This is a genomic window from Nodosilinea sp. LEGE 07088 (assembly GCF_015207395.1).
In the GTDB taxonomy this organism is placed as follows: Bacteria; Cyanobacteriota; Cyanobacteriia; order Phormidesmidales; family Phormidesmidaceae; genus Nodosilinea.
Genome location: NZ_JADEWX010000075.1, coordinates 1 through 25,911, shown reverse-complemented (window position 1 = coordinate 25,911; position 25,911 = coordinate 1). Strand labels below are relative to the sequence as shown.

24 protein-coding genes and 2 CRISPR repeat arrays are annotated in these 25,911 nt (G+C 52.7%); of the genes, 9 read left to right on the top strand and 15 right to left on the bottom strand.

The window, feature by feature from the left end; translation table 11 throughout:
• The coding region (locus tag IQ254_RS16860; protein WP_193967329.1) for a DUF3991 domain-containing protein at positions 1–1,453 on the top strand (1,453 nt) is incomplete at its 5' end.
• Between the two features lie 55 nt (positions 1,454–1,508).
• On the opposite strand, the gene IQ254_RS16855 is transcribed toward IQ254_RS16860, so the two are convergent.
• On the bottom strand, positions 1,509–2,279 hold the full coding sequence (locus IQ254_RS16855; RefSeq protein ID WP_193967328.1) for a hypothetical protein: 771 nt from the start codon (positions 2,277–2,279) through the stop codon (positions 1,509–1,511).
• A 343-nt stretch (positions 2,280–2,622) separates the two neighbouring features.
• A CRISPR array of direct repeats spans positions 2,623–2,869; the repeat unit is 35 nt; unit sequence GTTCAAATCTCATTACCCCGCAAGGGGACGGAAAC.
• 306 nt (positions 2,870–3,175) lie between these two features.
• Between IQ254_RS16855 and IQ254_RS16850 the strand changes: the two genes are divergently transcribed.
• The 5 genes from IQ254_RS16850 to IQ254_RS16830 all read left to right on the top strand — a co-directional run bounded on the left by IQ254_RS16850 (position 3,176) and on the right by IQ254_RS16830 (position 7,411).
• Complete coding sequence (locus IQ254_RS16850) at positions 3,176–3,532, top strand: four helix bundle protein (RefSeq protein ID WP_193967327.1); 357 nt, start codon at positions 3,176–3,178, stop codon at positions 3,530–3,532.
• Between the two features lie 126 nt (positions 3,533–3,658).
• Entirely contained in the window at positions 3,659–4,012 is a 354-nt protein-coding gene (locus tag IQ254_RS16845; protein WP_193967326.1) for a hypothetical protein, read from the top strand.
• Positions 4,009–4,419 carry an HNH endonuclease gene (locus IQ254_RS16840; protein WP_193967325.1) on the top strand — a complete coding sequence of 137 codons (411 nt, stop codon included), beginning with the start codon at positions 4,009–4,011 and terminating at the stop codon, positions 4,417–4,419. Before IQ254_RS16845 ends, IQ254_RS16840 begins: the two co-directional genes overlap by 4 nt.
• 150 nt (positions 4,420–4,569) lie before the next feature.
• Positions 4,570–6,735 carry a tetratricopeptide repeat protein gene (locus tag IQ254_RS16835; RefSeq protein WP_193967324.1) on the top strand — a complete coding sequence of 722 codons (2,166 nt, stop codon included), beginning with the start codon at positions 4,570–4,572 and terminating at the stop codon, positions 6,733–6,735.
• A gap of 103 nt (positions 6,736–6,838) precedes the next feature.
• Positions 6,839–7,411 (top strand): Uma2 family endonuclease, encoded by a 573-nt coding sequence (locus IQ254_RS16830; RefSeq protein ID WP_193967323.1) that lies wholly within the window; start codon positions 6,839–6,841, stop codon positions 7,409–7,411.
• Positions 7,412–7,678: 267 nt separating this feature from the next.
• Here IQ254_RS16830 and IQ254_RS16825 read toward each other — a convergent pair whose 3' ends face one another.
• The 11 genes from IQ254_RS16825 to crn3 all read right to left on the bottom strand — a co-directional run bounded on the left by IQ254_RS16825 (position 7,679) and on the right by crn3 (position 18,902).
• Positions 7,679–8,935: a toll/interleukin-1 receptor domain-containing protein gene (locus IQ254_RS16825; protein WP_193967322.1), complete on the bottom strand. Its 1,257-nt coding sequence runs from the start codon at positions 8,933–8,935 to the stop codon at positions 7,679–7,681.
• A 6-nt stretch (positions 8,936–8,941) separates the two neighbouring features.
• Positions 8,942–9,574 carry a hypothetical protein gene (locus IQ254_RS16820; protein WP_193967321.1) on the bottom strand — a complete coding sequence of 211 codons (633 nt, stop codon included), beginning with the start codon at positions 9,572–9,574 and terminating at the stop codon, positions 8,942–8,944.
• Between the two features lie 2 nt (positions 9,575–9,576).
• Positions 9,577–10,710 (bottom strand): RAMP superfamily CRISPR-associated protein, encoded by a 1,134-nt coding sequence (locus IQ254_RS16815; RefSeq protein WP_193967320.1) that lies wholly within the window; start codon positions 10,708–10,710, stop codon positions 9,577–9,579.
• Between the two features lie 11 nt (positions 10,711–10,721).
• The gene (locus tag IQ254_RS16810) at positions 10,722–11,150 is read right to left on the bottom strand and encodes a hypothetical protein (protein WP_193967319.1); all 429 of its coding nucleotides are present in this window, start codon (positions 11,148–11,150) and stop codon (positions 10,722–10,724) included.
• Complete coding sequence (locus IQ254_RS16805; protein ID WP_193967318.1) at positions 11,147–12,103, bottom strand: RAMP superfamily CRISPR-associated protein; 957 nt, start codon at positions 12,101–12,103, stop codon at positions 11,147–11,149. Before IQ254_RS16805 ends, IQ254_RS16810 begins: the two co-directional genes overlap by 4 nt.
• Positions 12,096–12,953, bottom strand: coding sequence for a CRISPR-associated RAMP protein Csx7 (gene csx7, locus IQ254_RS16800; protein ID WP_193967317.1), 858 nt, complete (start codon positions 12,951–12,953; stop codon positions 12,096–12,098). Before csx7 ends, IQ254_RS16805 begins: the two co-directional genes overlap by 8 nt.
• A 19-nt stretch (positions 12,954–12,972) precedes the next feature.
• Positions 12,973–13,542 carry a hypothetical protein gene (locus tag IQ254_RS16795; RefSeq protein ID WP_193967316.1) on the bottom strand — a complete coding sequence of 190 codons (570 nt, stop codon included), beginning with the start codon at positions 13,540–13,542 and terminating at the stop codon, positions 12,973–12,975.
• A 3-nt stretch (positions 13,543–13,545) separates the two neighbouring features.
• Complete coding sequence (csx10, locus tag IQ254_RS16790) at positions 13,546–14,790, bottom strand: CRISPR-associated RAMP protein Csx10 (RefSeq protein ID WP_193967315.1); 1,245 nt, start codon at positions 14,788–14,790, stop codon at positions 13,546–13,548.
• Positions 14,787–15,518 carry an RAMP superfamily CRISPR-associated protein gene (locus IQ254_RS16785; RefSeq protein WP_193967314.1) on the bottom strand — a complete coding sequence of 244 codons (732 nt, stop codon included), beginning with the start codon at positions 15,516–15,518 and terminating at the stop codon, positions 14,787–14,789. The genes csx10 and IQ254_RS16785 overlap by 4 nt, the downstream gene beginning before the upstream one ends.
• Entirely contained in the window at positions 15,518–17,899 is a 2,382-nt protein-coding gene (gene cas10, locus IQ254_RS16780) for a type III-B CRISPR-associated protein Cas10/Cmr2 (protein WP_193967313.1), read from the bottom strand. The genes IQ254_RS16785 and cas10 overlap by 1 nt, the downstream gene beginning before the upstream one ends.
• 76 nt (positions 17,900–17,975) lie before the next feature.
• Positions 17,976–18,902, bottom strand: coding sequence for a CRISPR-associated ring nuclease Crn3/Csx3 (crn3, locus tag IQ254_RS16775; protein ID WP_193967311.1), 927 nt, complete (start codon positions 18,900–18,902; stop codon positions 17,976–17,978).
• 81 nt (positions 18,903–18,983) lie between these two features.
• On the opposite strand from crn3, the gene IQ254_RS16770 reads away from it, so the two are divergent.
• On the top strand, positions 18,984–20,462 hold the full coding sequence (locus tag IQ254_RS16770) for a TIGR03985 family CRISPR-associated protein (RefSeq protein WP_193967310.1): 1,479 nt from the start codon (positions 18,984–18,986) through the stop codon (positions 20,460–20,462).
• A gap of 260 nt (positions 20,463–20,722) precedes the next feature.
• Positions 20,723–22,974: direct repeats of the CRISPR family, unit length 35 nt; unit sequence GTTCAAATCTCATTACCCCGCAAGGGGACGGAAAC.
• Between the two features lie 273 nt (positions 22,975–23,247).
• Here IQ254_RS16770 and IQ254_RS16765 read toward each other — a convergent pair.
• The 3 genes from IQ254_RS16765 to IQ254_RS16755 form a co-directional block, all read right to left on the bottom strand.
• The gene (locus tag IQ254_RS16765; protein WP_193967309.1) at positions 23,248–23,559 is read right to left on the bottom strand and encodes a type II toxin-antitoxin system RelE/ParE family toxin; all 312 of its coding nucleotides are present in this window, start codon (positions 23,557–23,559) and stop codon (positions 23,248–23,250) included.
• Positions 23,556–23,783 carry an addiction module protein gene (locus tag IQ254_RS16760; protein ID WP_193967308.1) on the bottom strand — a complete coding sequence of 76 codons (228 nt, stop codon included), beginning with the start codon at positions 23,781–23,783 and terminating at the stop codon, positions 23,556–23,558. Before IQ254_RS16760 ends, IQ254_RS16765 begins: the two co-directional genes overlap by 4 nt.
• Before the next feature lie 61 nt (positions 23,784–23,844).
• Positions 23,845–24,060, bottom strand: a complete 216-nt coding sequence (locus IQ254_RS16755) for a hypothetical protein (protein ID WP_193967307.1) — start codon at positions 24,058–24,060, stop codon at positions 23,845–23,847.
• Between the two features lie 245 nt (positions 24,061–24,305).
• Here IQ254_RS16755 and IQ254_RS16750 point away from each other — a divergent pair, with 245 nt between their 5' ends.
• Together IQ254_RS16750 and cas1 are read left to right on the top strand one after the other, a co-directional pair.
• On the top strand, positions 24,306–24,536 hold the full coding sequence (locus IQ254_RS16750) for a helix-turn-helix transcriptional regulator (RefSeq protein WP_193967306.1): 231 nt from the start codon (positions 24,306–24,308) through the stop codon (positions 24,534–24,536).
• A 239-nt stretch (positions 24,537–24,775) separates the two neighbouring features.
• Positions 24,776–25,792, top strand: a complete 1,017-nt coding sequence (gene cas1, locus IQ254_RS16745) for a CRISPR-associated endonuclease Cas1 (protein ID WP_193967305.1) — start codon at positions 24,776–24,778, stop codon at positions 25,790–25,792.
• Positions 25,793–25,911: the final 119 nt, after the last annotated feature.

The following is a 25,911-nucleotide window of genomic DNA, read 5'->3' as shown; positions in this document are numbered from 1 at the left end:
AGAGACGGTGATTATGGAGGGGGAGGGGGCGATCACCGTCTATCCCCATCAACCGCCTGTAATTGCTGTGGAGGAAGCACCACCGTCTGAACCCGAAGCTGTGGTTGATATTCCAGCTACTGGAGAACCTGAATTTCAGGTGCAGAGCTTGTTTGATGTGGAACCGTTTCGGACAGGTCATCTTACTGGCCAAGGGCCACGACCTAGCGCAGATCCGCTGTGGCAGCAAGACCAGGCGACAGCGGTGCCCGCTCAGGATTCGCCGTCCCTCAGTCCGCCCCAGCCCAAACCCTTGAAGCCTGTCCAGGGGCCAACACTACAAGAAGTCGCCGATGAGGTGCGGGGAGCGGATTTAGAGGATGTGGCAGCGCATTTGGGGTTGGAATGCGATCGCCACGACAAACACAAGTGGCGATCGGGCGACCACATCATCAGCATCAGTGGGCCGCTCTTCATGGACTGGCTGGCGGATGCCGGAGGGCGGGGTGCTATTGACCTGGTGATGCATGTGCAGAGGGTGGAGTTTAAGGAAGCAGTGGAATGGCTGTCGGGGCGGGATTTGTCTCAACAGCCTGCTCACGTGGTGACCTATGCCCAACCTGAAGTGCGAGGACCCCGGGTGTTGGCGGTGCCCGCCGCGAACGAACACCGCTGGGCGGGGGTGCGTGAGTATCTGGTGGAAGCCCGCAAGCTACCGGCGGTGCTGGTGGATCGGCTATATGAGCGGGGCTTGATCTTTGCCGATGAGTACCAGAATGCGGTATTTCTGCGCCACGGGTTGCAGGCCAAAACCTGGAGTCGGGGCGAGGTCATTGGGGCTAGTTTGCGGGGCACGTGGGGCGAAGAGAACCATTTCCATGGCCTAGCGCCGGGTTCAGCTAGAGATCAGGGCTGGTTTTGGATTGGCACAGGGCAGGGGCCGGTGAACCGAGTCTTGCTGGTGGAGTCGCCGATTGATGCGATGTCGCTGGCGTTGCTGGATAAGGCTCAGCGGGGGCCAGTGGGGGTGTCGATTTACCTTTCGACAGATGGGTCTGGGGGTGTTCCGGTAGAGGGGTTAAAGTCAGTAGTGCAGAGTGGAGGAGTGGTGGCAGCGGCCTTTGATGCTGATGTAGCGGGAGAGTTGATGGCCTGGCGGGTAGCGCAGCAAGTGCCGGGCATTGAGCGGTTGACGCCGAACCAGGGGAAGGACTGGAATGAGGTACTGATCAACCCAGAGGACATGGGGAACTTGTGGCAACAGAACCAGCCAATATTAGGGCAGCTTTGGCGATGGCATGGAGCAGCCGTAGCGCTAGGCAGACCGGAAGGATATTTGAGCCGGATTACAGAGGTGGCAAGGGAAGTAGCGAAGGGGAATCCACTATCTGGGCAGGCGATCGCAGCGATGCAGCGAGATTTAGGCAGTAGGAAAACCCCAGTGAACCAAAAGGCGACTGGAGTGGAGATGTAGTGGCTCAACGCCCTGTCCAATTCACAAAGGTGACTGTATTTATTGAATGGCTTGTTCAAGTGGCTACTTGCCGATCGCTGTAGGCCACATAAGCCGAGTCAATAGCAGCTCCCATCAGCGCCACTGGAGTGTTCGCCGAAGAATAGTATCTGACATCTTCAGGAAAGGTTTGGCTGAGCAAGTCAATGGCCCCGATTCGCCCCTGACCAGGACGTACGTAGACGACTAAAATAGGCCGCCCAATTCTGAGGTCAATTAGGGCCTGAATAACCTCATTGACCAGGGCATCGCGCTTTTTGTAGCCGACTTCCCGTACCGCTCCATCGGGAGACGCTATTTCTGGCACTGCTAGAACGTCACAGTTGACGAAATCGATCACTAATACGCTGCCCAATCGCCCCTGGGGTTTTTGGCCCAGATGCCACAGCCGTACGTCCAAAAAGCCTCGCCCTTTGAGCAGGCCATATTCCAATGGCTCTTTGCCGGGGCGGGCGGGAACATAGTAATCCACCACGGTGTTGCTGATGATTTGCTCGGTGCGAAAGGTGCGCTGAATATTGCGCGCCTCGGCTTTGATCAGGGGTTCTATGTGGTCAGATAGCTCTTGGCGCACCATGCGGGTCGCCATTTCTCGGGCATCGTCCAGGTTGCTTTTGAAAAACCAGGTGAGCAACCCGCCCAGCAGCGCCAAGAAGCCCAGGAATACGCTATTTAGCCGCAAAACAAACTCCAGCTGGCTTTTGAGTAGCTCGACCTCGGGCGATACAGCAGGTGAGGTGGCCTGCGCCAGCAGCGCTAGGGTGAACTCGATCGGGGGAGTGCTCATGGTGGGCAGGGCGGGTAAGGGCTGCCCCAGGATATAGCAAAAGGAGGAAGGCAGAAGGAGGAAGGATGAATAAGAAAAGGTTGAGAAATCATGCCGTCTATTGCACAATCGCCAATCTGCCCGCTAGAATCGCGTCATTGGACTCCGCTTCCTGAGGGGGTCTGCCGAACCTGGAAAACCGCATAGTCTCGTCGACCCCCTCAGATGCCGCTCCGTACAAGGGTTTGAGCCCTGTTGGCAGAGGGCTTGTTGACAAAGATTCTCAATAATTTACCCTTGGATTAGACCCCTTCAGATTTGGGGTGTTGAAAGCCTTGCCCTGTAAGGGTTTCAGATCGAGGGGGTTCAAATCTCATTACCCCGCAAGGGGACGGAAACGAACGCTTGGGGAGTGGCTGCAGCTACTTCCGCAGAGTTCAAATCTCATTACCCCGCAAGGGGACGGAAACAAGGCCTGTCGTACTGACAGTAATTTACCCCACTACCGTTCAAATCTCATTACCCCGCAAGGGGACGGAAACCTTCAACCTGAGTTTCAGGCTTCGTTTGAAACTGGTTCAAATCTCATTACCCCGCAAGGGGACGGAAACCCAAAGCAAGGATGAAGGCAGAAGGATGAAGGATGAAAAAGTTTCCTGATGGTCGCCTGGCGGATCGCGTTGATTAGCCCGGCATTCTCAACTTCGCTGATTATCTAAAAGGTGAGCTTTTTGCCTTTCCTCTTCTGCCTTTCTCCTTTCCCAGTAAGGGTTGATCTGGATGTTGCTGATCTTGCTGCGCTCCGCTCCACCCGGTATTTGCCCCAGAGCCTTTCGCCACTTTTCATCCTTCTGCCTTCATCCTTCCTCCTTTAAAGGGGGCACTCTATCTAGCAGAGGCCAAATCGCCCAAAATTTGTGCCCAGTGATTTGAAGCAACGCACCAAAGCCTTTGCTCTACGCATCATTCGCCTGTATTCCGCTCTTCCGAACACCACTGTGGCCCAGGTGCTGGGCAAACAAATCTTGCGTAGTGGCACCTCAGTGGGTGCTCACTATCGGGAAGCCCATCGCGCCAGATCGACCTCCGAGTTTGTCAGCAAGCTCAATGGCGGACTGCAAGAACTCGAAGAAACTACCTACTGGCTAGAACTGCTAGCCGAATCCGAGACTATTGAACCCAGTCGCTTGACTCCTCTTACACAGGAAGCAGACGAATTAACCGCAATTCTCGTCACCCTAATCAAAAACGCTAAAAATAAAGAACCTACTTGACACATTTCTGCCTTCATCCTTCTGCCTTCATCCTTCTGCCTTCATCCTTCTGCCTTCATCCTTCATCCTTCTGCCTTTCCCTCAGGCACTACAATAGCCGCAGAGACACTTTCCACCTCAGAGCCCATGGCCACCATCACTATTGACGTGCCCGATGAGCTATCGGAGCAGTTGCAGCAATTAGGCGATCGCCTGCCTCAGCTATTGCAGCAGTGTTTGCAGCAGCCCCCTTTGCCCGCCAGGGTTTACCGCTACGTGCTGAGCTTTTTGGCCAGTCAGCCGACCCCTGCAGAAATCGCCAACTTTAGGCCCACAGAAGACATGCAGGCTCGGTTGCAAGAGCTAGTCATGAAGGCAAAAGAGGGAAATTTATCTGCCTCAGAAGCCGAAGAACTCGCAGAGTATGAACGCATTGAGCATGTCATGGTGATGCTCAAGCTAGGAAATTTGCCATACCTCACAGCCACACCCCCATCGTGACAACCATTCCTGCATCAGCTCGGCGGTTGGTGGAAAGCCGCGCTAGCCGTCGTTGCGAATATTGTCTGCTGCCAGCCGCTGTGAGTTTCTTCTCCCACGAAGTCGATCACATAGTGGCTTTAAAGCACGGTGGTAAGACAAACCCCCAAAATTTAGCCTATGCTTGCTGGCGCTGTAACCGCTTTAAGGGCACAGATCTAGGCTCGTTTGATCCTGAGACTGGATTATTCAGCTTTCTCTTCAACCCTCGCGATCAGACCTGGGCCGAACACTTCCAGTTGCAGGACAATTGCGTGAATGGCCTAACTCCCGAAGGCCGTACAACCGTCCATCTACTACAGCTCAACAGTGACGAGCGCAGGGCTGAGCGGCAGCGAGCAGCCGCAAATAGAGCAGATGATCTCTGATAAAACGTTGACCTGGACGTGGCTCAGGTTATCGCCCCTTACTTCACCTACGCTTTAGCCCAGGGATTTTGCTGCTGTTCGTCCTTCATCCTTCATCCTTCATCCTCCATCCTTCTGCCTTCATCCTTCTGCCTTCATCCTTTCTCCCCAATGCTCTCCGCCCTCGGCATCGACCCGGCCCGCATTCGCCACGTGCAGCCCCGCACCCGCCGCACCCACTGGCAGGCGATTGTCAACTGGCTGACCCGCTACCAGCCCTCGGCAGAGGGTTCAAACCTAGAGCAGGTGCGGGGCTATCTGGAGGCATTTCATCACCTTTGCGAAATAGAAGAATGGCAGCGGGCGCTGAGCTTGATGCTGCACGAGATAGATACCCCCGCCCAGGCCCAACTGCATTACCAGCTCAAGCTGTGGGGCTACCTACCCGAGCAAATGGAGCTGTATGAAGCGCTGGTTGACCATGTAGACCCCCTATGGCAAGGGCGCTTGCTGCAATTTTTGGGGGCAGTGCACCAGGCCCAGGGAAACTATGGGCGGGCGCAGGAGTACTGCGATCGCAGTCTGGCCATCTTCCAAACCATAGGCGACCCTGTGGATCGAGGCATGGTGCTGAGCCACCTGGGCGAAATTCGCTATGCCCAGGGCGACTATGCCGCCGCCATTGACTACCAGCAGCAGTGGTTGACAATTGCCCGTGAGGCTGGCCTTCATGTAGGGGAAGGCATTGCCCTGGGCAGTCTGGGCAATATTTATGAGTCGCAGGGTGACTATGCCACTGCACTGGAGTACCACCGCCAGCACCTGGCCCTGGCCCGTGCCGACGGTGACCTGGAGCTAGAGGGCTCTGCTTTGGGCAATATGGGCAGCTGCCACCATGCCCTGGGCCAGTACGACCAGGCTAAAAGCTACCACCATCAGCACCTGATCTTGGCCCAGACAATTGGTCATCGCCAGGGAGAGGGCAACGCCCTGGCCGGGTTGGGCAGCGCCTGCTATAGCCTAGGAGAGTATGAACTGGCCACAACCTATTTTGACCAGCAGCAGGAAATAGCGCGAGATATTGGCGATCGCATGGGCGAAGGCAATGCCTTGGGCGGCCTGGGCAACGTCTGCTTTGCCACAGGCGACTTTGAGCAGGCATTGACCTACCACCGCCAGCACCTGGCGATCGCTCAGAGCCTGGAGCATTCCCAGAGCACCCTCCACGCCCTGGGTAACCTGGGCAACGTCCACAGCGCCATTGGTCAGTATCCCCAGGCGGCGGACTGTTACCGGCAGCAGTTGGCGATCGCCGAAGCCATTGGGGATCCGCTAGGGATGGGTTTGGCCCTCGGCAATTTGGGGGTAGTCGCTCACGCCCTGGGCAACTATGCCGAGGCCTTTGAAGCCTTGCAGCAGCAGTTGGCGATCGTGCGAGACCTGGGCGATCGCACCCGCGAAGGGCAGGCACTGAGCAACCTGGGCAACACCTACAGCGCCGTTGGTGACAGTCCCCAGGCGGTGCAGTGCTACGAAGCAGCGATCGCGATCGCGCAGCAGGTGGGCGATCGCCAGGGAGAAGCCAACGCCCTGGGCTATTGGGGTAACCTCTGCCATAAACAAGGACAGTTTCAGGCTGCGCTCGACTACCATCAGCAGCATCTGAAATTAGCCACAGCTCTAGGCGATCGTCCAGGTATTGGCCGTGCCCTGCAAGGGTTAGGCAATACCCACCAGCAGCTGGGCCACTATGAGCAAGCCCTGGAGTACCATCACCAAAACCTGGCTCTGGTCAGAGCTATGGGCGATGTGGCTGGAGAAGGGGCGGCTCTGGGCTGCATCGGCAATGTGTACGACGACATGCATGACTACGCCCAGGCGGTCATTTATCATCGGCAAGATTTGGCGATCGCCCGTCAGATCGGCGAAAAGCGGGCTGAGGAAGCGGCGCTGGTAAATCTGGCCAATGCCGAAAGCGAGCTGGGTCAGCACCCAGAAGCGGTGGAGTACTACAAACAGGCTCTGACATTGGCGCGGCAGATTGGCGATCGCTGGGGTGAGGGGTTGACCCTGGCGAACCTGGGCGAAACCCTGACTAAACTGGGCCAGTACGATGCTGCCCTGGCCCAGTTACAGAGCGGTATCGAAATTTTGCAGGAGCAGGGGGCGCGATCTTTGGAGGCGTCGGCTTACAAGTATCTAGGGATGCTTTATGGAGCCACGGGCGATGCAGAGAAAGCGGTGGAGACGTTCGATCGGGCGATCGCCCTGGCTACCGAGCTAGGGATGCCGCTGGTAGAGGAGTGCCGCAGGCTGCGATCGGCCCTTCTCTCTTGAACCCTACCAGCCCATCTTTTCATCCTTCTGCCTTCATCCCTCTGCCTTCCTCCTCCTGCCTTAAAGTAGAGTTATCCACGCCCATCTATCCAAGGGCCACCCCATGACCACTACACCTAACCGCGTTCGCTGGACCACGGCTGACCTGGAGCTGTTTCCTGATGACGGCAAGCGCTACGAAATTATTGATGGAGAGCTGCTAGTGACCCGAGCCCCCAGTTGGAGCCATCAACAGCTAACTGGCCGAGTTTTTAATGCCTTAGATACCTGGTCGCAGGCTACAGGGCGGGGGGAAGCTGCTGTCAACCCTGGCGTTATCTTCACGGATGAAGACAACGTTATCCCTGATGTGGTGTGGGCCAGCACCGACCGACTTGAGTTGCTAATGGATAAAGCCGAGCATTTAACGGGGGCACCAGAGCTGGTGGTGGAAGTGCTATCGCCAGGCGAAAAAAACGAGCAGCGCGACAAGCAGCTCAAGCTCAAGCTCTACTCCCAGCAGGGAGTGCAAGAATATTGGATTGTCGATAAAAATCTACGCCAGGTGCAGGTTTACCGTCGCGACAATGCGATACTGACATTAGTTGTTACCCTACAGGCTGATGACTCTTTGACCTCGCCCCTGCTCACTGACTTTACCTGCCCCTTAAATCGAATCTTTGGCCAGCCTCGCTAACGATCCGCATGGCCCATCTCGTTTTTCATTCTTCGTTTTTGAAGCTGTTGCCCCTGGTTACCCTACAGTTGCACCAGCTAGATATGCCCCCAGGACAGCGGCTTTTCCAGACTGGCCTCTGCAAACTGAAATTTCGGTTTATGTGGCTCAGAGCCAAGTGTAAGGGCGGAATCGGGCAACGCGATCGTTCCGGAAGTGGGTTAGGAAGCAGTTGGGAGAGCAAACTTAAGTTACTATTCGCTGAACGATAGCGAAAATTATGAGTGGCTATGAGTCCTCTGGCATTGGAAGATGTATATATTTAGCTTGAGCACGATCTCGCTCCATATACTTAATTTTAGGCAGGCTATGTGTGGTCAGATTGGCCGCAGTAAGGAGCGCTACAGAGCTAGCTGTTCCCCAGTAGAGTGCTAGCCTGCGAACGCCTTCCTCTTGGTAAAGACGTTTGATTGATGCAATAATATCTGCGACTAAGGGCATAGCCTGCTCAGACAAGATTGTTTTAGTCTCAATCCAATACAAAGGTAGATGGCCTATATCTTCCTGCACATCCTGTAAATATCCATCAGATCCAACGTATAGTGCAGCTTCTCCTTGGGTATTTGTGCTGTTGTTTTCATCGTCGGTAATTAACCTCGCACAGTTGGGATCTCCTCCTGTCAAGGGCGTTAGGTCTCCCTGTTCCTTATTGGTCATTACTTCTCCTTTCCAGTCGTAGCTATAAAGCTCTACACGAGTGGTCCGATCGAAGTGATTGCCGACTGCCCAAAATAGCCCCGTCTGGGCACCTCCTAAAATTCGAATTCTTCGTGTACCATTACGCAGGTCTCCAGGTATTGAATAAAATGCAGAAGACACGGTTTTCGCCATATCTTCCCAATCTTCCCCAGTTAGTAGTTCTGCTTTTTGGCGCGGCTGGAGACTAGGCCGAAACGTCAGTGCTGGAGCATTTAGCCTGACAATGTGGTCAGGCAGATCTGGCTCTCCACGTCGTGGTCCATTGCCTCTTTGATCTAAAACGATCACGACATCTGACCATGAATTTGGGATTGAACGTCGGTAGGCTGTGACGGCGATTTTTTCGGCAATAGCATCTGGATCTATGCCAGTCGAGTTTTGTTGGCAAACATAGCCCAGCTGATTCACTCTATTTGCATCAGCATCAAGGAAGCGGCTTTGTAAAAGGTCGTGGCTCTTGACCAATTGAAGGGGGTTACCGAGGTAAACTGGCAGGATATGCTGGGTTCCTTCCTGAGCTTCTATTGCCCAACGAAGCTCATCTTTGCACCACTCAGATTTCAGATAAGCTTCGGACAAGAAGATGGTTAAGGTAGCTTGCTGTTGAACAGCCTGTTTGAGAACAGTATCTAGCGGTCCCATTTCTAAAAGCTCATTTTTATCAAGCCATGTTAAAATACCACGACGCCTAAGCCGTTTTGCCACTGCTTCAACCAGTTCACTATCAGCTGAAGAATGGGATAGAAATGTAGACACAAAAAGTGGTTTGGTTTGAAGAGTAGTCATGGTTTTTTAGCGTATTCCCTTCACTCGCTTGATCGAGCCGTCATCCTTCAATTCTTCAATACAAACAGAAACTTCCTGGCCTTCCGATAACTTGCCGACCAGTTTTGGTTCCTTTTGTGTAAGTCGAATAGTATCTAATATTTCGTAAGTGACTTTATTACCTTTGATAGCGGCGACAGTTGCTGATAATTCTTGCCCAACTTCAAACGTATGAGCCTGAGTGACCGCCTGAATCTCAGCTTCTCGTTCCGACATCACCTCAATTTTCTGAATCTCGCCAGTTGGAACGCCCTTGCCATAGTACTGTACTAATCGGGCTGCCCAACCGAGGATCATCAACATTTGGGCAGCTTTATCCTGATAGTCTTTTAGATATTTTTCGCAGGCAGCATCCAGGCTCTTGTAATAGTTGACGGTTTGCTTACTGTGGCCAATTTGATTACCTCTGCGCACCAGAGTTTTCAGGTAGTCAAAAAAGGCTTTGCCAGCATCTTTCCGATCTACATACTCCCGAAGATAGGAAATCGTCTTTCTCAGTTCATTAACATCCGTACCTTCAATAACCAATTGCCGAGCAATCGCGTGGGCTACCTGCCATTGCACTTCAGTGAGCGCCAGGGGAGCGGTTTCGGTTGACATGGTTAATACATATCCTCCGGAGCAGTACGCTGGGTGGGCCAGGCCAAAATCCTTGCGAGTTCTTCAAGCTGCTGTTTCTGAATTAAGTCTTGATGGGCTTTTGCGATCGCAGCCTGCATGTAATTCCTCAAGGCCTCGCCAGTCGGACGATCAGATTCAGGCAGAGTATATCGGGTATAGCGATCTCTGGGAGAGCCTGGTTTTTCAAGGGCATCTACCGCAGCAACCAGACTCCCCATGCCAATGGGTTTACCTCCACCGACTTTTAGAGCTATCTTATGGGCATCATCCTGTCCCAGTATCACAAACAGGGTTCCCAGTTCTGCTTCAGTTAAATTTTTAAACTGAATTACTGTCTTGAAGATGTAGCCCTGTTGTGCTTTCTGGGCATCAATTCCTTTCTTATTTTTACCATCAGGAGTTTTTTTACTGGTTACAGCTTTGACCCCATGATAGTAAAACTTTCGACCAGCAACTTTGCCGCTATTTTCGTACATTGGATTTTCTGGTTTAGGTCCATAAAGAGATGGCATAAACTCTACGTTATTGCTTATCACTTGACCCTTTGAATCCTGAAAAGAAACTAAACCCTGCCAACCCATCGCTCCAAAAACTCGACAGGCAGGACATACGTCAAACTTCTTTTTCCTAGCGTCGATTTTGCATTCAATATAATCAGGAGTTTTCTTCAAGTTCGCCTTAGTCTTGCATAAGCAGCTTCGGGTTAAAGCCTCATAAGCCGAACGTATAACCCCTTTTAATGAGCTTCCCGGAATAATTAAGGTATTTCTTTGATGAACAGCGGTTTTAACCAGGTCAACTTTAAAGTTGACATCGCGCCCCATTGCCACCACACCAGATGCAACAAAGGTTGAAGTCTGGGCAGTAAGGGTAATATACAATTTGCCGCTAATTAGATCATCTCTAAATCGATCTTGCCCAGCATCCCGATTTTGCTTTGCTGGGTGCTCTCGATGAACTTTAGTCGAAAGGGGTACTAATCCGTAGGGCTTATCGCCTGTATCTGGCACAGGATTGGGCTTTGTTGTCGTTTTAGCTTGGCTCGAGTGAGGACTCCTCGGGCCAGGCCGCTGAGGCTGATTATTGTTCTTTTTAATAGGTTTAGGAGTTGACATAGTCGTTCGCTTTATTTAGCAACCAGAGCAACAAAGTGAACCGTTGCAGTTTTCTTATCCCGAAAATACCGCTGCTCAATGTTGATACCGCGATCCGCTAGTCCCTGGGGAAAGCGGGTTTCGGTGGGGGGATAGGTATGGGCCGGGCGATCGCAGGTTTCCCATTCGGCACCCACCTTGTCAAAACCATCCACCTTTTCTGTTTCGCTGAGCAGCAAGACGCTGTAACCCTGGCCTTGTGCTTTCCATCGCAGTTCGCGATCGCGGGTAAACACCTGCCCTTCTGGACTGGGAAAACCCTCTGGCCAATCACGACTCAAACCGCTGACTTTGTGAGGCCAGCGCAGGAAAAAAACGCGATTGTTTCCTGTAATCTCTTTGATCAGCTTCTCAAGCTGCTCGACAGTCTCAACTGTTTTCACCCCGACAAAAGCACTCATGCTGCCACCCCCAGCAAACTGGTCCAGGATTTCACTGCTGGAGTAAACAGATCCTTTTCTATGTCTTCCTGCCCAGACCAGGTGAGTTGCACTCCAAAACCTAGATCCATTGCGGTTCCGGCTACAGGCGTTTCTTGATGGTCAGGATGGGGAAAGCCATAGCGCTCAGCTTCGTCGGATGTCAGAAACTCCCCGGCACCTAACAGGTAGTTCCTGGGCCAGGGGTCTTGTTCCAGGCCAATGGCTTTAATGTGGTCGTTTTCCAACACACAACCGGGATACTGCACTACAACAGAATCAAGGCTGACTTCTACTAAACCCATGCCGCGCGACTTGGCAAAGCCCAGGCCGAACCAGCCATCGTCTAAGTCTCGTAAAACCAGGCCAATCAGAGCTAATTGCGCCAAGGTAAAGTTCTTGAGATGTATTTTGGTGCGAAATTCGCCAGCGGTACACACTTGATAGTCGAATGGGCCTACGGCCACAGAACCAAACACCCGATCAATCGCGACCCCGTTACGCTCCTCAATTTTGAGTTGGGTTTTATCGGCAGGGTAAGCGTCTTCAATGCGGGCTCGACTGGCAATGGAGACACTGCCAAACATTTGGTCTGTAAAGGAAGACAGACGATAGAGTTCTCTTGTGTCTTTGACCTCATCTAGATATTGGTAGCTATTTAGATCGAGTGGGTTGCTGGCCCAAAGCTGATTAGGATCTGAAGGACGGCGATCGCTGCCAACGGTTCTGATAATGCGCTCTGCGTGAGCCCGAATGGCTCCTTTGAGGGAACTTCCCGGCAGGTAAATCGAGCGGCCACCCTGGTGATAGGTTTCTACAAACTCCATTTGGGGTTTGGTGGGGTCAGCACCCTCTTTACCCGACTTGATCAGAATGGGACCGCAGGGTGAGAGGGTGAATTCGATGGTGCAGTGATTAACAAATCGCTTATGCATGGACTGTCTCCTTCGTAGCTAGCCTAGTTAGTTCGTTAAGTAGTTCTGTAGACCAACGCTTTTTCAAGGCCGTGATCTCTTGAGGAGATTTGACATAGTCCTGAAGCTGCTCATCAACCAGATTTCTTAAGTAATCGATAAGTTCTTGAGAATTTTTCGGATTTACCCAAATCATTTCATCAAGTTGAAGTTTGACAACCCCCAAACCTCGCGATCGCGCCCCACCCAGAGGTATTTGTTCACTCTCAAATTGATGTAAACCAATCATCAGTAGACCCAACTCCCATTCTTCGGCATTTTCAACCACTGCCTTGAATTCAAATGGGGTGCCAGCGGGCACAACCTGAAAATCATAGAGTTTGCCATCAGCGGCGGTTTCGGTGTCGCGATCAATGGAAACACCGTCGCGTTCCTGATACTGGCCAAACCAGGTGTCTGGCAGTACGGTGAGGTCGCGCACCTGGAATTTGCTGGATACCCAGGGCGAACCGAACAACTTTGACACTAAATCAGTCTCTGCCAAAATAGCAGCCGTCAAAGCTGCATCATTGGAATGCTGTTCTTTGAGCAAGTTGATTTCATTTGCCGTTAAAGACCATTCTTCCTCAATGGCAGGATTACCGACTAACTTTCGGTTATCGCCCACAACACCGCGCAAAAAACCTTCTAGGCGGGATCGTAGCGCTCCCTTGAAACTTGAACCAGGAATGAGTGGTTTACCCAAGGAGTCTTTAACCACAGGTAAGTCTGCACCAATTGGCTCTGTCGAACGCCCTTGAGAAATTCGCAGGGCCGTTTTGGTGATAAGCACACCTTCGAGCTCTAACCGACTTTTAAATATCTCAAACATATTTCTGGTACTCTAAAATTTACTTTTTGGACTTATCTTGGTTAGCTGCCTGTAAACCGAGTAGTGCAGTATGTTCCCTGCTGAGATAGCCAAGATACAACTGCGTAAGATTCAAGTGAGTTTTCTTCAGCAAGCTTGGTTTTTGCTGCTGTAGATAGTCCCTGATCTCTTGTGGATTATTTCCTTTTGAAGAATCTTTTCGAAGTTCAATTTCCCTTTCTAGATCAGTTTCGATTGTTTCAAAGATTTTTTTGCAATTTTCATTCAATGCATCGATCTGTTGAACAACAGCATCTGCGAAGAACTGCCTATGCCCTTCTTCAGTAATCTGTAGCTTCCAGACTCGACTCGATTCTTTCCGCCCAACCTGGTAGCGGATAAAGCCTTTTATCGCTTCAAGGGAGGACATTGCCTCTGTCGATACAGAAAGTACATTCTTAAAGGGCGACTTTTCCTGGACTTGCTGAACATTAAATTTCAGTGCAATTTTTTGCATTTCGACAATAACGCTATCAAGTTGATCTCTAAACGCTTTATCAATTCTCAACTGTAATTGTTCTTCTAGCCCTATTAGAGAGTGTTTCGTCATAACTTATACTGGCTCCTCCCGAAATACGTGATGAAACTCATTGCACACCTGCACCTGACCGAACCCCTCTGTTGTTCGTTCTCCCACGCCTTTAATCTCTAGCTGCTCAAGTTGAGGGAGCCACTTTTCCAACTGGGATGTACTGAACAGGTAGACCGCCCCTCGATTGGTAACTAGCTCTACGTCTTTCATCAGGCCCCAGGCGGCATTCCAGCCTGAGCGGTAGTCGTAGCTGCTGTAGACTGAATGAAGCTGAAGGGTAGAGTCTTTCATGTCTGCCATTTGACAGAGCATTTCAGGAGAAATTACCGTGGTGCTTCGCCACTGATCCACCAGGATGGCCTCGGCCTGCAAGTCGAGGGTGAAATATTGCTGATTGTCGGGGAAGGGTTGCGGATGGCTAAAGACTTCTCCCCAATCTTTCCAGCGATCGTGCAGTTTTTGGTTAAAGTCTTTAATTCGCGTTTTGATCGCATTCGGTCGAGCAAGCGGTTTTACTTCAATCTCAACCTTACCCAACCCCCGCGAAGCAGAGCCGCCAAAGCGCCAGAGCTGTTGCCCTAGATAAGTCGTGAGCTGGTCGGCAAGAGCATCATCCTCTATAGAAATAGTGCTGCTAAAAACGGTGGGTTGCTTGTTTTTGATTTGAGTTTCATTGATGACTTCAATGCTGTAAAGCACCTGTTCTTGAGCCGTGGCCCGGCGTCGGTTGATGCCGACCCGTGTGAGCAGACGAGTGTCTACATGGTGAGCCCGGTACTTCCCATTTTCGACGGTGTAGAACTGGCTGTAAGGCTCGGCTCGATCACCATTGATGCAAACCGGATCATAGGGGTACCCATACCCTTCTGCACAGAAGGCATCGATTAAAGTGTCAAAGACGCCGACAGGTTTTTCAGGTTGAAAATCTGGATTGTCAGGGTGGGATCCAGGGCGAAAGCCAGGATCATTTTTAGAACTCACTGCAGTTGCGGGTAAGACGTAGACTGGCTGTCCTTCAGGGCTGGGGTAGGCATTGCTGAAAGTAGCCGCATTCTCTGCCAAAAACAGTTGCTGAAAGTCACTGTCCGGTTGAGCTAGGTTAGTGTTGTCTTCCGTGGAAGATTGCCGCAGCATTTTGCCCGCGATTGCGCCCCGAATGACTGATCCGGGAATATAGGTCTGAGCCTCGCTGATGGAACCACCTGGCTTTTGCCGACCGATTGCCAGTGGAGATAGCGCTTTAATCGTTAGTTGAAGGGTGGTCATGATGCATTGCCCTCCAGGAGAGAACTCCAGTCCTTGTCTTCTAGTGTTTGATCGAAAGGTTGCCATCGCAGCCAGCCCAACCCGGCTGATTTGCTGCCTCCCAATGCATGGATGTGGTGCAACGCTGCCAGTATTAATGGTTTCGTCTGAGATAGGCAGGCAGGTTCTAGATAAAGGTGCCCTGAAAAGGGGAGTTGCACATTCGCCGGGGAAGTCTCCAGATAGTAGAGTTTTTGATCTTCTGCCGTCCGGCGACGACGGTTGAGGGTAACCCCAGGTCGCAAAACTTCCGGCAGGTTTTCGGGCTCGACCTGACACACCAGATCATCCACCTCAATGCGAGAAGCCAGAGAGGGATTGCCGAAGATCTGGCAAATCAGACAGTGACGTTGGATATTTTCGTTGATGTCACGTTTCCCAATGTCGTAGGCCCCTGTTTGCACAAAACGAGATTCATCTAACCCTAAACGCTGAGGACACATAGTCGTCGGAGTGGGCGATTCACAAATGGGCCAACTTAAGGCACGGGCTAACTTTTCGCACTCATGGCGGAGCCGTCCCTTGAGCTGAGATCCAGGAATTAAAAGTTGCCCCTGGGCATTGCGAATAATCGGTTTATCTGCCAGGGAACCGGAAGAGCCACCTGCCCCAACGCATAACGCGCTATCGATTAACGCTGTGAGGGGAATGGCTTCTGTTGTTTGAGTTAAGCGGCTGAGCTGAACCATTACTGCACCTCCCGGTTGGTTACGGCAGTTCTTTCAGGGTCGCGTTCTGGCTCTTCAGTAAAGGGATACAGATCGACCAGCTCTCGCCAGATGGTTTCGTAAGTAGGGACGTAATCCGGGTTTTGGCGATCTTCCTCGGTCGGTTCCATATAAATCCAGGGAACGAGGTTGCCGTCATTGGTCTTGGCTTTGCACCAGGCGTCTTCAAATTCTGCTTTGAGTTGCCTTTTAGCTTCTGGTTTATTCAACCGAGACCAGAAGTAGCGATAGTTCAGCATGGCGGTATGTTTGCTCCGCTCCAGCAGGCTGCGAATTTGGTACAGCTGCGATCGCGGAAAATCCGCCTTTTTAAGAACCTTTGCAGTTTCTAAAAGCCCCCCAATTTCATGCAGGCTGTACGGTGCGCCGTAGAGTTTGAGTTTAGGACGGGTGCCAAAAACCAATCCTGCCTCTCGAAACTCCTTGATATTAGATGACAGCATGGTGACCGCCTTCATGGTCAAAAAATCAATAGTGCCACCGTGGTAACCATGCTCTTTTTTCAGATGCTTAGCATGATTTTTAGCCGACTTGAGCAGCTGATTGGTCAAATTTTCAGCGTAGTAGATGGGCGTATTTTCTGCGGTAATTAGCACCCCAGCAGACATGCTGAGTTTGCAGGCGACAGGTTTGTTTGTATCTCGCTTAACGGCACCTTCAGGGCGATACCGGTGGATGGCTTTCAAGGATTCCTGAGAAAGCAGTTGATTAAGCCCATATTGCTCAGAATTCTGGTCTAATAACAAGGTTTCAAACTGTTGGCTCAGGGTCCGAGCAATCGCCAGTGCCTTATTTGCCGGAACCACCAGCATCACGTCGTCGCCACCGATGGTTAGAATCTCGAAGGGATGAATCCAGGTGCCGTTGCGGTTTTCGCTTTCTGGATCATCAATGCCCTGGAGTTGATGGGGAGCCAGGTGCTCTTTCAGGGCGTAGTAGACAGCATGTTCTGTCGCTTGAGAAACGGCATCACTGAATTCCTGATAGTCCTGAGCAGTGGTAATTTTTTGGATGTACCCCCCCATATTGTTGCCATCGGCATAGATGTAGGCCACAAATCCTTTGCTGGCATTGCCAATCTCGCGCAGCGATCGCGCTTCTTCCAATTGGCGATTAGTTGGGTTGTAGTCTACCCCAAGGTTCTTGTCCGTCAGAAAGTCCTGAAATCGACTGGTCCAACTTTCAAGACTGCCATACTGCCAGCCGAAGCTGCCTCGGTCAAACCAATGGGTATTTTGTGTCTCGCGTTTCACTTTCTGCCCGACGATTCGCTTGCGAGCAGTGACATCCGAAAACCACGGTTCGCCAGGTAATTGCTTGGCCTGGTTAACGGCTAATCGTCGTTCAGGCCCATCTCGACGTCCATAAGGATGCGTCTCAAACATTGGAGGATGGCGACGACTGAGTCGATTACCCACAAAGCGATCATCCCCGCTGCGTCGCTGGTTAAATCGTACTGCTAGCTTTCGCACCAGTTCGTTGAAGCTTTTGCGCTCTTTAAACTGCTTTGTGAGGCTGGCTTGATCGATAGAGTTTTTCTCCACTTTTCCATAAATGGCTTCTACAAGTGGCTGAGTCGCATTTTCATTCTGCAAGTACCAGTCAAGCCAGGGAGTTTGACCAATGTTGCCTTTCAAAAGTCCAAAGCGCAGTTCTAAAAATCGAAAGGCTTGCCCCACAGCACAGGCGTTAGCTGTTAAAGTCTCATGGGTATAGCGCTTCTCGATAGCGTTGGCAAGGTCATCAACATAGGCCGCCGGACAAAAGGCCAGGATATTGCCCCCGGTGGAATAGATGATTAGCTCAGGGATGAGGGCATCTTCGAGACCTGGAAATTCTTTTTGTAGCCAATTTGCACGTATCTGTCGGCAATACTCGGCAGCTCTTTCACACTGGGGAAAGCGATCGCCTGCTTCTTCACCCTTAAAAAATGCTGGCAGATCAATCAGATTAATGCGATCCAACAGAGCCGAAGCCCCCCGTATGTCTTGCAATTTGGAGGCTTCAAACACGTACTGCTTGATTTTGGTGGCTCCACCGTAGACCAGACCAATTCTCTTATCCCAGTCCTGATGCTTCTGCGCTAAAGCCGCTAGTGCTTCGGCGTTTTCTGGATATTGCGATTGCCCCAGCTGATTTAACTGGTGAATTCGCTCCAGATAGGGCTGCACCACCTCTGGAATTGCTTCACCAGCCTTGATGGCTTGCCGCGTTTGCTGTAAAACCTGCAGATCCACTTGAGGAGTTTTGGCTTCTCCCCAGGCCAGGCACCAAGCCATACCAATTTTGAGCACATCAGTGGATTGACCAGCAGAAGGCTTCTTCGTTTCTCCGTTTGCCATGATTCTAGATATAGATAAAATCTTTAGACTTTGCTGTTCAAATACGTAGAGGGAACATCTTTATATAGATGAAAATTTAGGTGATGAGCGATCGCACCTCCCCTAATACCTCCTCTGGCACGGCCTCAGTCAAGCCCGATATCCACGGCCCACAGGTCATTTCCAGGAACGGCTCTCGCTGTTGCACCTGGGCAATCTCGCCCAAGCTACTGTGAATAACCGCTACCGGCGATAAATTCCCACAATCTCGACAAAATTCGTGCCATTTCTTAACCTCCTCTGGTTTAGAGCTAATAATCAGGTAGTGAGAACAGGCGTCTAAGATGGGCACCTTCTCCGGCTGCACCCTGCCGCCCACATCGACAATCACCAGAGGCTTTTGCCGTCGCAGCTTGAGAATGGCCTCGGCCTGGTAGGGGTAAAACCGATCGGTGAGCGTGCCCTTGTAGGCCAGCTTAAAGTCCTCACGCACCTCCTCAGTGGCCGAGGCGGGTAACTCCAAAATCCAGTTGCCCTCTCCATCCCATTGCGCCCGCTGCAGAAACACATCCGGAAACTTTGGCAGCAATGCATTAAATAGAGCGTGGCTCAGCACCGATTTACCGCTATCCGGTGGGCCAACAATCAGCAACGCAGGCCCCAGGCCCGTTCGCACCTGGGCCAGATCAAGGGCAATTACCTGACCAATGCGCACCTGCTGAGAGTGGGTGGTCACCACGATCGCTCCCAACCGGGGGTCATGGCAGGCGACCCAGGCGGTGGGGTGCAGCTCATGCACCAGATAGGCGTAGAGCCAGACCGGCCCCCGCCCGCTGATGACCACCCCTGCGGTGGTGTCAATGCCTGCCGGTAGCGATAGCCCTTGTAAATCTGCCGGTTGCATGAGCCGGTCGGGGCGGGTGAGGTGAATGGTGAGAATTTGTAGCCGCAGCGGCCCCACCTGCTGAATTGCGCCCAGCTGCAGCGCGATCGCAGCCTCGGCGGTTGAAATCTGAGTCACCATGCGGGCAGTTCTCTCCGGTTTGCTATCGACTCTCTGCAAGTTGCCGCTATTATGGCATTGGCTTTGAAGAGGGGTCTTCAAATGGCTACTTTAAGCGGGTTTAGCTGGTCGCCCACCCCTGACCTGCTGCAGTGGCTCAGCGGCGGGCAGTGGGCCAATCGTCTGTTGCGATCGCAGCGACTCTACTATTTACTGCGGCGGCTCTATGGGCCAGAGGCGCCCCTCGCGGGTGAGATTCCCCAGCTGTTTCGCTATCGAGACCTGGCCCAGCGGCTGTTTGCCCCCAGCCACGGCAGTTCTGAAACGGCCTCTGCGGCGGCATTGAGGTTGGGCTGCCAGCATACCCGGTGTCTATGTCAGCAAACCGGGGTGGCGCTGCTGTTTGAGGCAGACGCTGACCTCGATCGCGCAACCTGGGTGCGGCGGGCGGCTCCGCTGGCGGGGCTATCGACCGTTGCACTTGAGACGGTTCTAGAAAAGCCACCATTTGGGGTAGTGCATCGGGCGTTGCGAGAAGACCTGAAACTGCTGGCTCAGCAGGGGTGGCTTCGGGCCGCCGGACGGGGGAAGTGGGCCACCGTAGCTGAGGCTGAATGGCCAAAACCACCTGAGAGCGAGAATCTACGCGGGGAGATGGGGTCGCTGTCGCGGCCAGAACGGCTGCTGCTGCTGCGATCGCTCGATTCCGTGGCCTTTGTACAGCCCCAGCTGGAGGTGCTTCTCGATCAGCTGTGGCGGCAGACTCCAGAATACCCAGCTCGGCGAGGGCTGTTAGACCCCGAACCGACCCAGCGAATTTTTATCCATTTAGACTACATTCTGCCCGATGCGGTGCAGGAACAGGTGGATACCTACCAGCAGCAGATTGAAGCGCTGTGGCAAACCCCAGATGGTGGGGTGATTCAGTTTGACAACTGGAGTGCCCAGCGTCAGCAGCGATCGCAGGTAACGGTGTATCCGGTGTGTTTGCACTATGCTCGCCGGGCCAAGTACCTCAGCGCCTATGGGCTAAACCCAACTGGTCGGGTAGGCTGGTATAACTACCGGCTCGATCGCATCTTGTCGCCCCGGCTCAGGGGGTTGCCCTGGGGCGACCCGCAGGTGCCCACCGCGCTCAAACAGATGCGCCACTGTGGTCAGCTGCCGACGCCGGAGCAGGTGCAGGTGCAGCTGGATGATGCCTGGGGGTTTAATTTTTATCTGCCCAGGGCGCTGCTGATTCTGCGGTTTCCGCCGGAGTTTGCCCGGTGGTATGTGCAAGATACGGTGCGGCACCCGACGTTTGCAGCGGTGGCCTATGCTGAGTTGGCAGGGCTGATCAAAGCCCAGGTGCCAGAGATTTCTGAACAGCAAAGTCTGCTGAGTCTGGTGGCCCAGCGGCCCAACACCGATGCCTACTACCGGGCGTGGATGCGGGTAGGTGATGTGAATGTGACGATGCGCCTGCGCGACTGGCGACCGATGGGGGAGGTGATTGCACCGCTGGTGGTGCGGCAGCAGATGGTGGCGGAGGCGAGGGAGGAGTTGGGGCGGTATGGGGAGGAGCAGCCAGAAGCTTGAGAAATGATGGAATTTAGTTGATGGATTAGGGATTTACCCGTTAAAATCGCAACAATGGCTCCCGCTTCCTGAGGGGGTCTTCCGATCCTCGAAAACCGCATAGTCTCGTTGACCCCCTCAGATGCCTTTCCGTACAAGGGTTTCAGCCCTGTCTGAAGGTGGGTTATTGACATCAATTCTCAATTATTTGACCCTCTGGCCGACCCCCTCAGATTTGGGGTGTTGAAAGCCTTGCCCCGCAAGGGCTCCAGATCGAGGGGGTTCAAATCTCATTACCCCGCAAGGGGACGGAAACATTCGCCCTTGATAAAACTTCCATAGGCTCAACAAGGTTCAAATCTCATTACCCCGCAAGGGGACGGAAACGAGAGGCACACAATCTGCGGCTTTAGCCTCTTCAACGAGCGTTCAAATCTCATTACCCCGCAAGGGGACGGAAACACTCTGAACAGCGGGAGGCTAAAGAACCTCCCATGTTCAAATCTCATTACCCCGCAAGGGGACGGAAACCGTAACTGCTTTATGGCAGCCGCTAGCGCCAGATTGTTCAAATCTCATTACCCCGCAAGGGGACGGAAACGCTTTAATAATCCTTAACGTCTCAGCCCAATCCGTTCAAATCTCATTACCCCGCAAGGGGACGGAAACTCTGCCTCCTTTTTGAGAGCCCGTAATGATCTCCACAGTGTTCAAATCTCATTACCCCGCAAGGGGACGGAAACATTCGGTTCGTCCACGTCTGAGAGTAAGTGGCGTAGTTCAAATCTCATTACCCCGCAAGGGGACGGAAACTCATCGTGTACGGAAGCTTCATCACCATACAATTCTGCATGGTTCAAATCTCATTACCCCGCAAGGGGACGGAAACTTTCAAGACCCTTCGACCAGCGCTTGGCTTGGCCGCGTTCAAATCTCATTACCCCGCAAGGGGACGGAAACTAGACTGTGACTTTCAGCGCCCCCTCAACCAAGCCAAGTTCAAATCTCATTACCCCGCAAGGGGACGGAAACTTACGACCTGCAATCATACCATTGTGCGAGATGTTAGTTCAAATCTCATTACCCCGCAAGGGGACGGAAACTCGTCACCAAATGTGATAACGATTTCAACCCCATTTAAGTTCAAATCTCATTACCCCGCAAGGGGACGGAAACGTGGTACTTACTTAATGAAGTAAGCAGTACCACTTGTTCAAATCTCATTACCCCGCAAGGGGACGGAAACTTCGTGATTGCCATTTAAGGCTGCACGGATAACGCAGATGGTTCAAATCTCATTACCCCGCAAGGGGACGGAAACGCCGCGGCGGCACCGGATTGGGTGTTGATGTTAGTCACAGTTCAAATCTCATTACCCCGCAAGGGGACGGAAACTACACACTGCGGCCGACATTGTCGTCGTCGTACCACAAGATGGTTCAAATCTCATTACCCCGCAAGGGGACGGAAACACGAAACTCACCGTAAAGATCGAGGTCAGCCTGCTCATGTTCAAATCTCATTACCCCGCAAGGGGACGGAAACCAGTGGTGGTCGCCTGGGCATCCATGCAAACCAGCGTTCAAATCTCATTACCCCGCAAGGGGACGGAAACGTAATTTACTGGGATCACCACCATGCTTAGCAACGGTTCAAATCTCATTACCCCGCAAGGGGACGGAAACAACGCCGTTGATGGCATCAGCCGCAACGAAGTTCAAGAAGTTCAAATCTCATTACCCCGCAAGGGGACGGAAACCAGCGTTTCCGCCGCGTAGGCAAATTTCCCAAAACGTTCAAATCTCATTACCCCGCAAGGGGACGGAAACCCTGTGCGCGCGCCAACGCAGTATCCCAATCAACGTTCAAATCTCATTACCCCGCAAGGGGACGGAAACTCGCTCTGGCCCCAGACACAGCCGTCGTCGCATTCGTTCAAATCTCATTACCCCGCAAGGGGACGGAAACTTTGGTTACAGAGTGTCCGATGACACTCTTTCCCGTTCAAATCTCATTACCCCGCAAGGGGACGGAAACTCTTCCGGATCCTCGTCCGTTGGGAACGAGGGCGGAATTGTTCAAATCTCATTACCCCGCAAGGGGACGGAAACCTTTGCGAACTGATTAGTCCGATCGCTTTGTACAGGTTCAAATCTCATTACCCCGCAAGGGGACGGAAACTGTATTCAGGTTTTGGCATTGAACTTCAGCGTGCAACGTTCAAATCTCATTACCCCGCAAGGGGACGGAAACAATTCTGTGCACCGGAATAGTTATTCTCTTGAGGGGTTCAAATCTCATTACCCCGCAAGGGGACGGAAACCCTTGGACGTACGGGCAGGCATCGTCAGTGACTTGCGGTTCAAATCTCATTACCCCGCAAGGGGACGGAAACTTTCAGCACCGAACCGTTCGGTACGAAAACAGTGTTCAAATCTCATTACCCCGCAAGGGGACGGAAACTGCAGCAGGTCGGCGTGGCCTGCTTGTTCGAGAATGTTCAAATCTCATTACCCCGCAAGGGGACGGAAACAGAAAGCAAGGATGAAGGCAGAAGGAGGAAGGATGAATGGTTAGCCTGTAAGTAATCCAGATCGGGCGCTTCGCTATCAAAGCCTGGCGTTGCTGATTCCTGGGATGAATCTATTTTCGAAAGTCTAGCTTTGAAAGGGGTCTACAAATCTGTTCATCTTTCATTTCAGCAACGCCCAAAGCCTTTCACTAATGCTGGATATCTCGACTTCAGGTTTTCTGCCTTCTGCCTGCTCCGCACAGGCAAAGCCCTACATCCTGCTTCTGCCTTTTGCTACCGATCGTCGTTCCTGAGGTTCTTTCGCCATGATGAAGGGTGCCGATGGAGATGCATTACTGAGATAATCAGCACAAAATCGTCTTTAACCAGGGTATAAACAATGCCATAGGGGAATTTCCGTAGGCGGCAGCGACGAATTTCTCCGTCGAGCAGCTTCCATGCTTTTGGATTCAAAAGAATTCGTTGAATCGTGCCATCGATTTCATCCAAAAATTCTCGACCTAAATCAGGCCGGTTCGACTCATAGAACTGTGCAGCGGCCTCTACTTCCAAGAGCGCTGGAGTCAGAAAGCGATACGGCTTCACTGGGAGAGGTTTTCCCTAAGGCTAGCTAGAGCGCTCTCACCATCAACTGCTTCAACCTCGCCTTGACGATAAGCGGCGAGGCGATCTTGAGATTCTTCTAGCCAGGCGGCGTCAATCTCCGCTTGCTCTGCTGGGTCAAGGCTCTGCCAAAGAGCATCAATCAATTGCGCTCTCTCAAACGGCGAGAGCTTTAAGGCGGCTTCTTTGAGCAGAACACTATCCATAGCTTTGTATTATACGGTCTTCTTCCCTGGCATAGTTGTTGCAAAATCCGGGTAGCCAGTCCTACATCTTGCTTTGCAGTGCCTCGCAAGATGCTGTTTTGGGCGATGCGGGCGGGTCAAACACAATCACAAAGGCGGCGGTAGGCATGAGTCGTCGCAGCACTTTGATGTGGTTTTCGGCCTGGCTGCGGCTGCGAAACCGGGCTACGGTAACTCGCTGAAACTGAGGCAGCAGGCGCACAATGTGCCAGCTATAGAGACTATCGCGGTAGGTCATGGGAGAAAGAAGGAAGAGCGAAGAGGGAAAACCTCGGAATGGGCTGTCGAAATAATTGGCAGCACGAATTGACGGCTCCAGATAGCCGTTTCGGGGAAGTTTGATGAGAAACTGAGGAATGCATGCTCCTCCCGCTGGTCTCAGACCATGCCAGAGAAGCCGCTATCAACTGTAAGTTGACTGGTACATTAGAACTTTAATTCACGAAGCCTGTGCAAGTCAACTTGTATTAATTCGCTTACACTATGGGCAAGCCTCAACCGCCATCTCTCGCAGATTTAAGAAAGCGTGCCAGCCTTACCCAGCGGCAAGTTGCCGATCTACTCAATGTGACCGTTACTACCGTCAGCGCCTGGGAGCGAGGTACCCAGGTACCCCGGTTGACCTTTGCCCAAATTGAAATATTGCTAGATGCCTTCGGCTGCACCATCCAAGACCTGGTCGCCGCCACCAACCCTCAAGATGCCGAGCCTTAGCCAGTTGTGGAGAACTGTTCAGCAGTAAGCTACCTGGCCCGCCACTCCTCAAATAAGGTAGCGTCTATCCATCGCTGAGCCCTAACGGCACCTTATTTTTTGCCTTTTACCTGTTCCGTAATCCCTCTCAGATCATCCGTACTATCACGGAAAAGTTCGGTAATTTCCATGACCTGTTTAGCGGCAGATTAGCGCGAAAGGGTAAATAACCCGATGCTTTTCTGCGGAGCTTCTGAAACATGTCTCTCCTCTATCTCACCCAGCAGGGCACCCGGCTGCAAAAAGAGCATGGGCGTTTTGTGCTGTCGCTGCCCGATCGCACCGATGTCGCCATCCCCATGACCGAGGTTGAGCAGGTGATGGTGTTTGGCAATATTTCGCTGACTACGCCTACCATTGCCGCCTGCCTTAGCCGCCAGATTCCGGTGGTGTTTTTGTCGCAGAGCGGCACCTATCGGGGCCATCTGTGGAGCGCCGAGTACGACGACCACCGGGCCGAGGCGGCCCAGTTTGCCCGTCGCGATGATCTCGCCTTTCAGTGGGCGATCGCCCAGGCGATCGTGCAGGGCAAAGCCTGGAACTCAAAGCAGCTCTTGCTCAAGCTCAACCGCCGCCGCCACAGCGACTTGGTAGACCTGGCCGTGGGCCGCATCGATCGCGATATGGCTGCCATTGACCGGCTCAGCGCCACCGAAACTGGCATTGACCAGCTGCGGGGGCACGAAGGGGCGATCGCCGCCCACTATTTTCCGGCCCTGGGCGAGCTAATTACCAACCCCAGCTTTAGCCTCATCACCCGCGTGCGCCGCCCGCCCACCGACCCGGTGAATGCCCTGCTGAGCTTTGGCTACATGCTGCTGTTTAACAACGTGCTCAGCCTGCTGCACCTGGAAGGGCTCAACCCTTACCTGGGCAACCTGCACCGCAGCGATCGCCACGAAGCCCACCTGGCCTTCGACCTGATGGAAGAGTTTCGCTCCCCCATAGTCGATACCCTGGTGCTGACCCTGCTCAACCAGCGGGTGCTGTCCCCCGACGACTTTTTGCCCCCCAAAGCCAACGGGGCCGTCTACCTCAACGACATCGCCCGCCGCCGCTACCTACAAGCCTTCGAAGATCGCATTATGACCACCCTCCACCACCCCGATGCTCGCGATCCAGTCCCCTACCGCCGTATTATCCAGCTTCAAATTCGCCGCTACAAAGTCTGCCTGTTAGAAGATACTCCCTACGAACCCTTCCGCCGCGCAACGTAGCGCTAAAGGCAGAAGGCAGAAGGCAGAAGGCAGAAGGCAGAAGGCAGAAGGCAGAAGGCAGAAGGAGATACCTGCTTGCTACCTAACTTGTGCTTCCTCCCACCCATCCACTCCCCCAC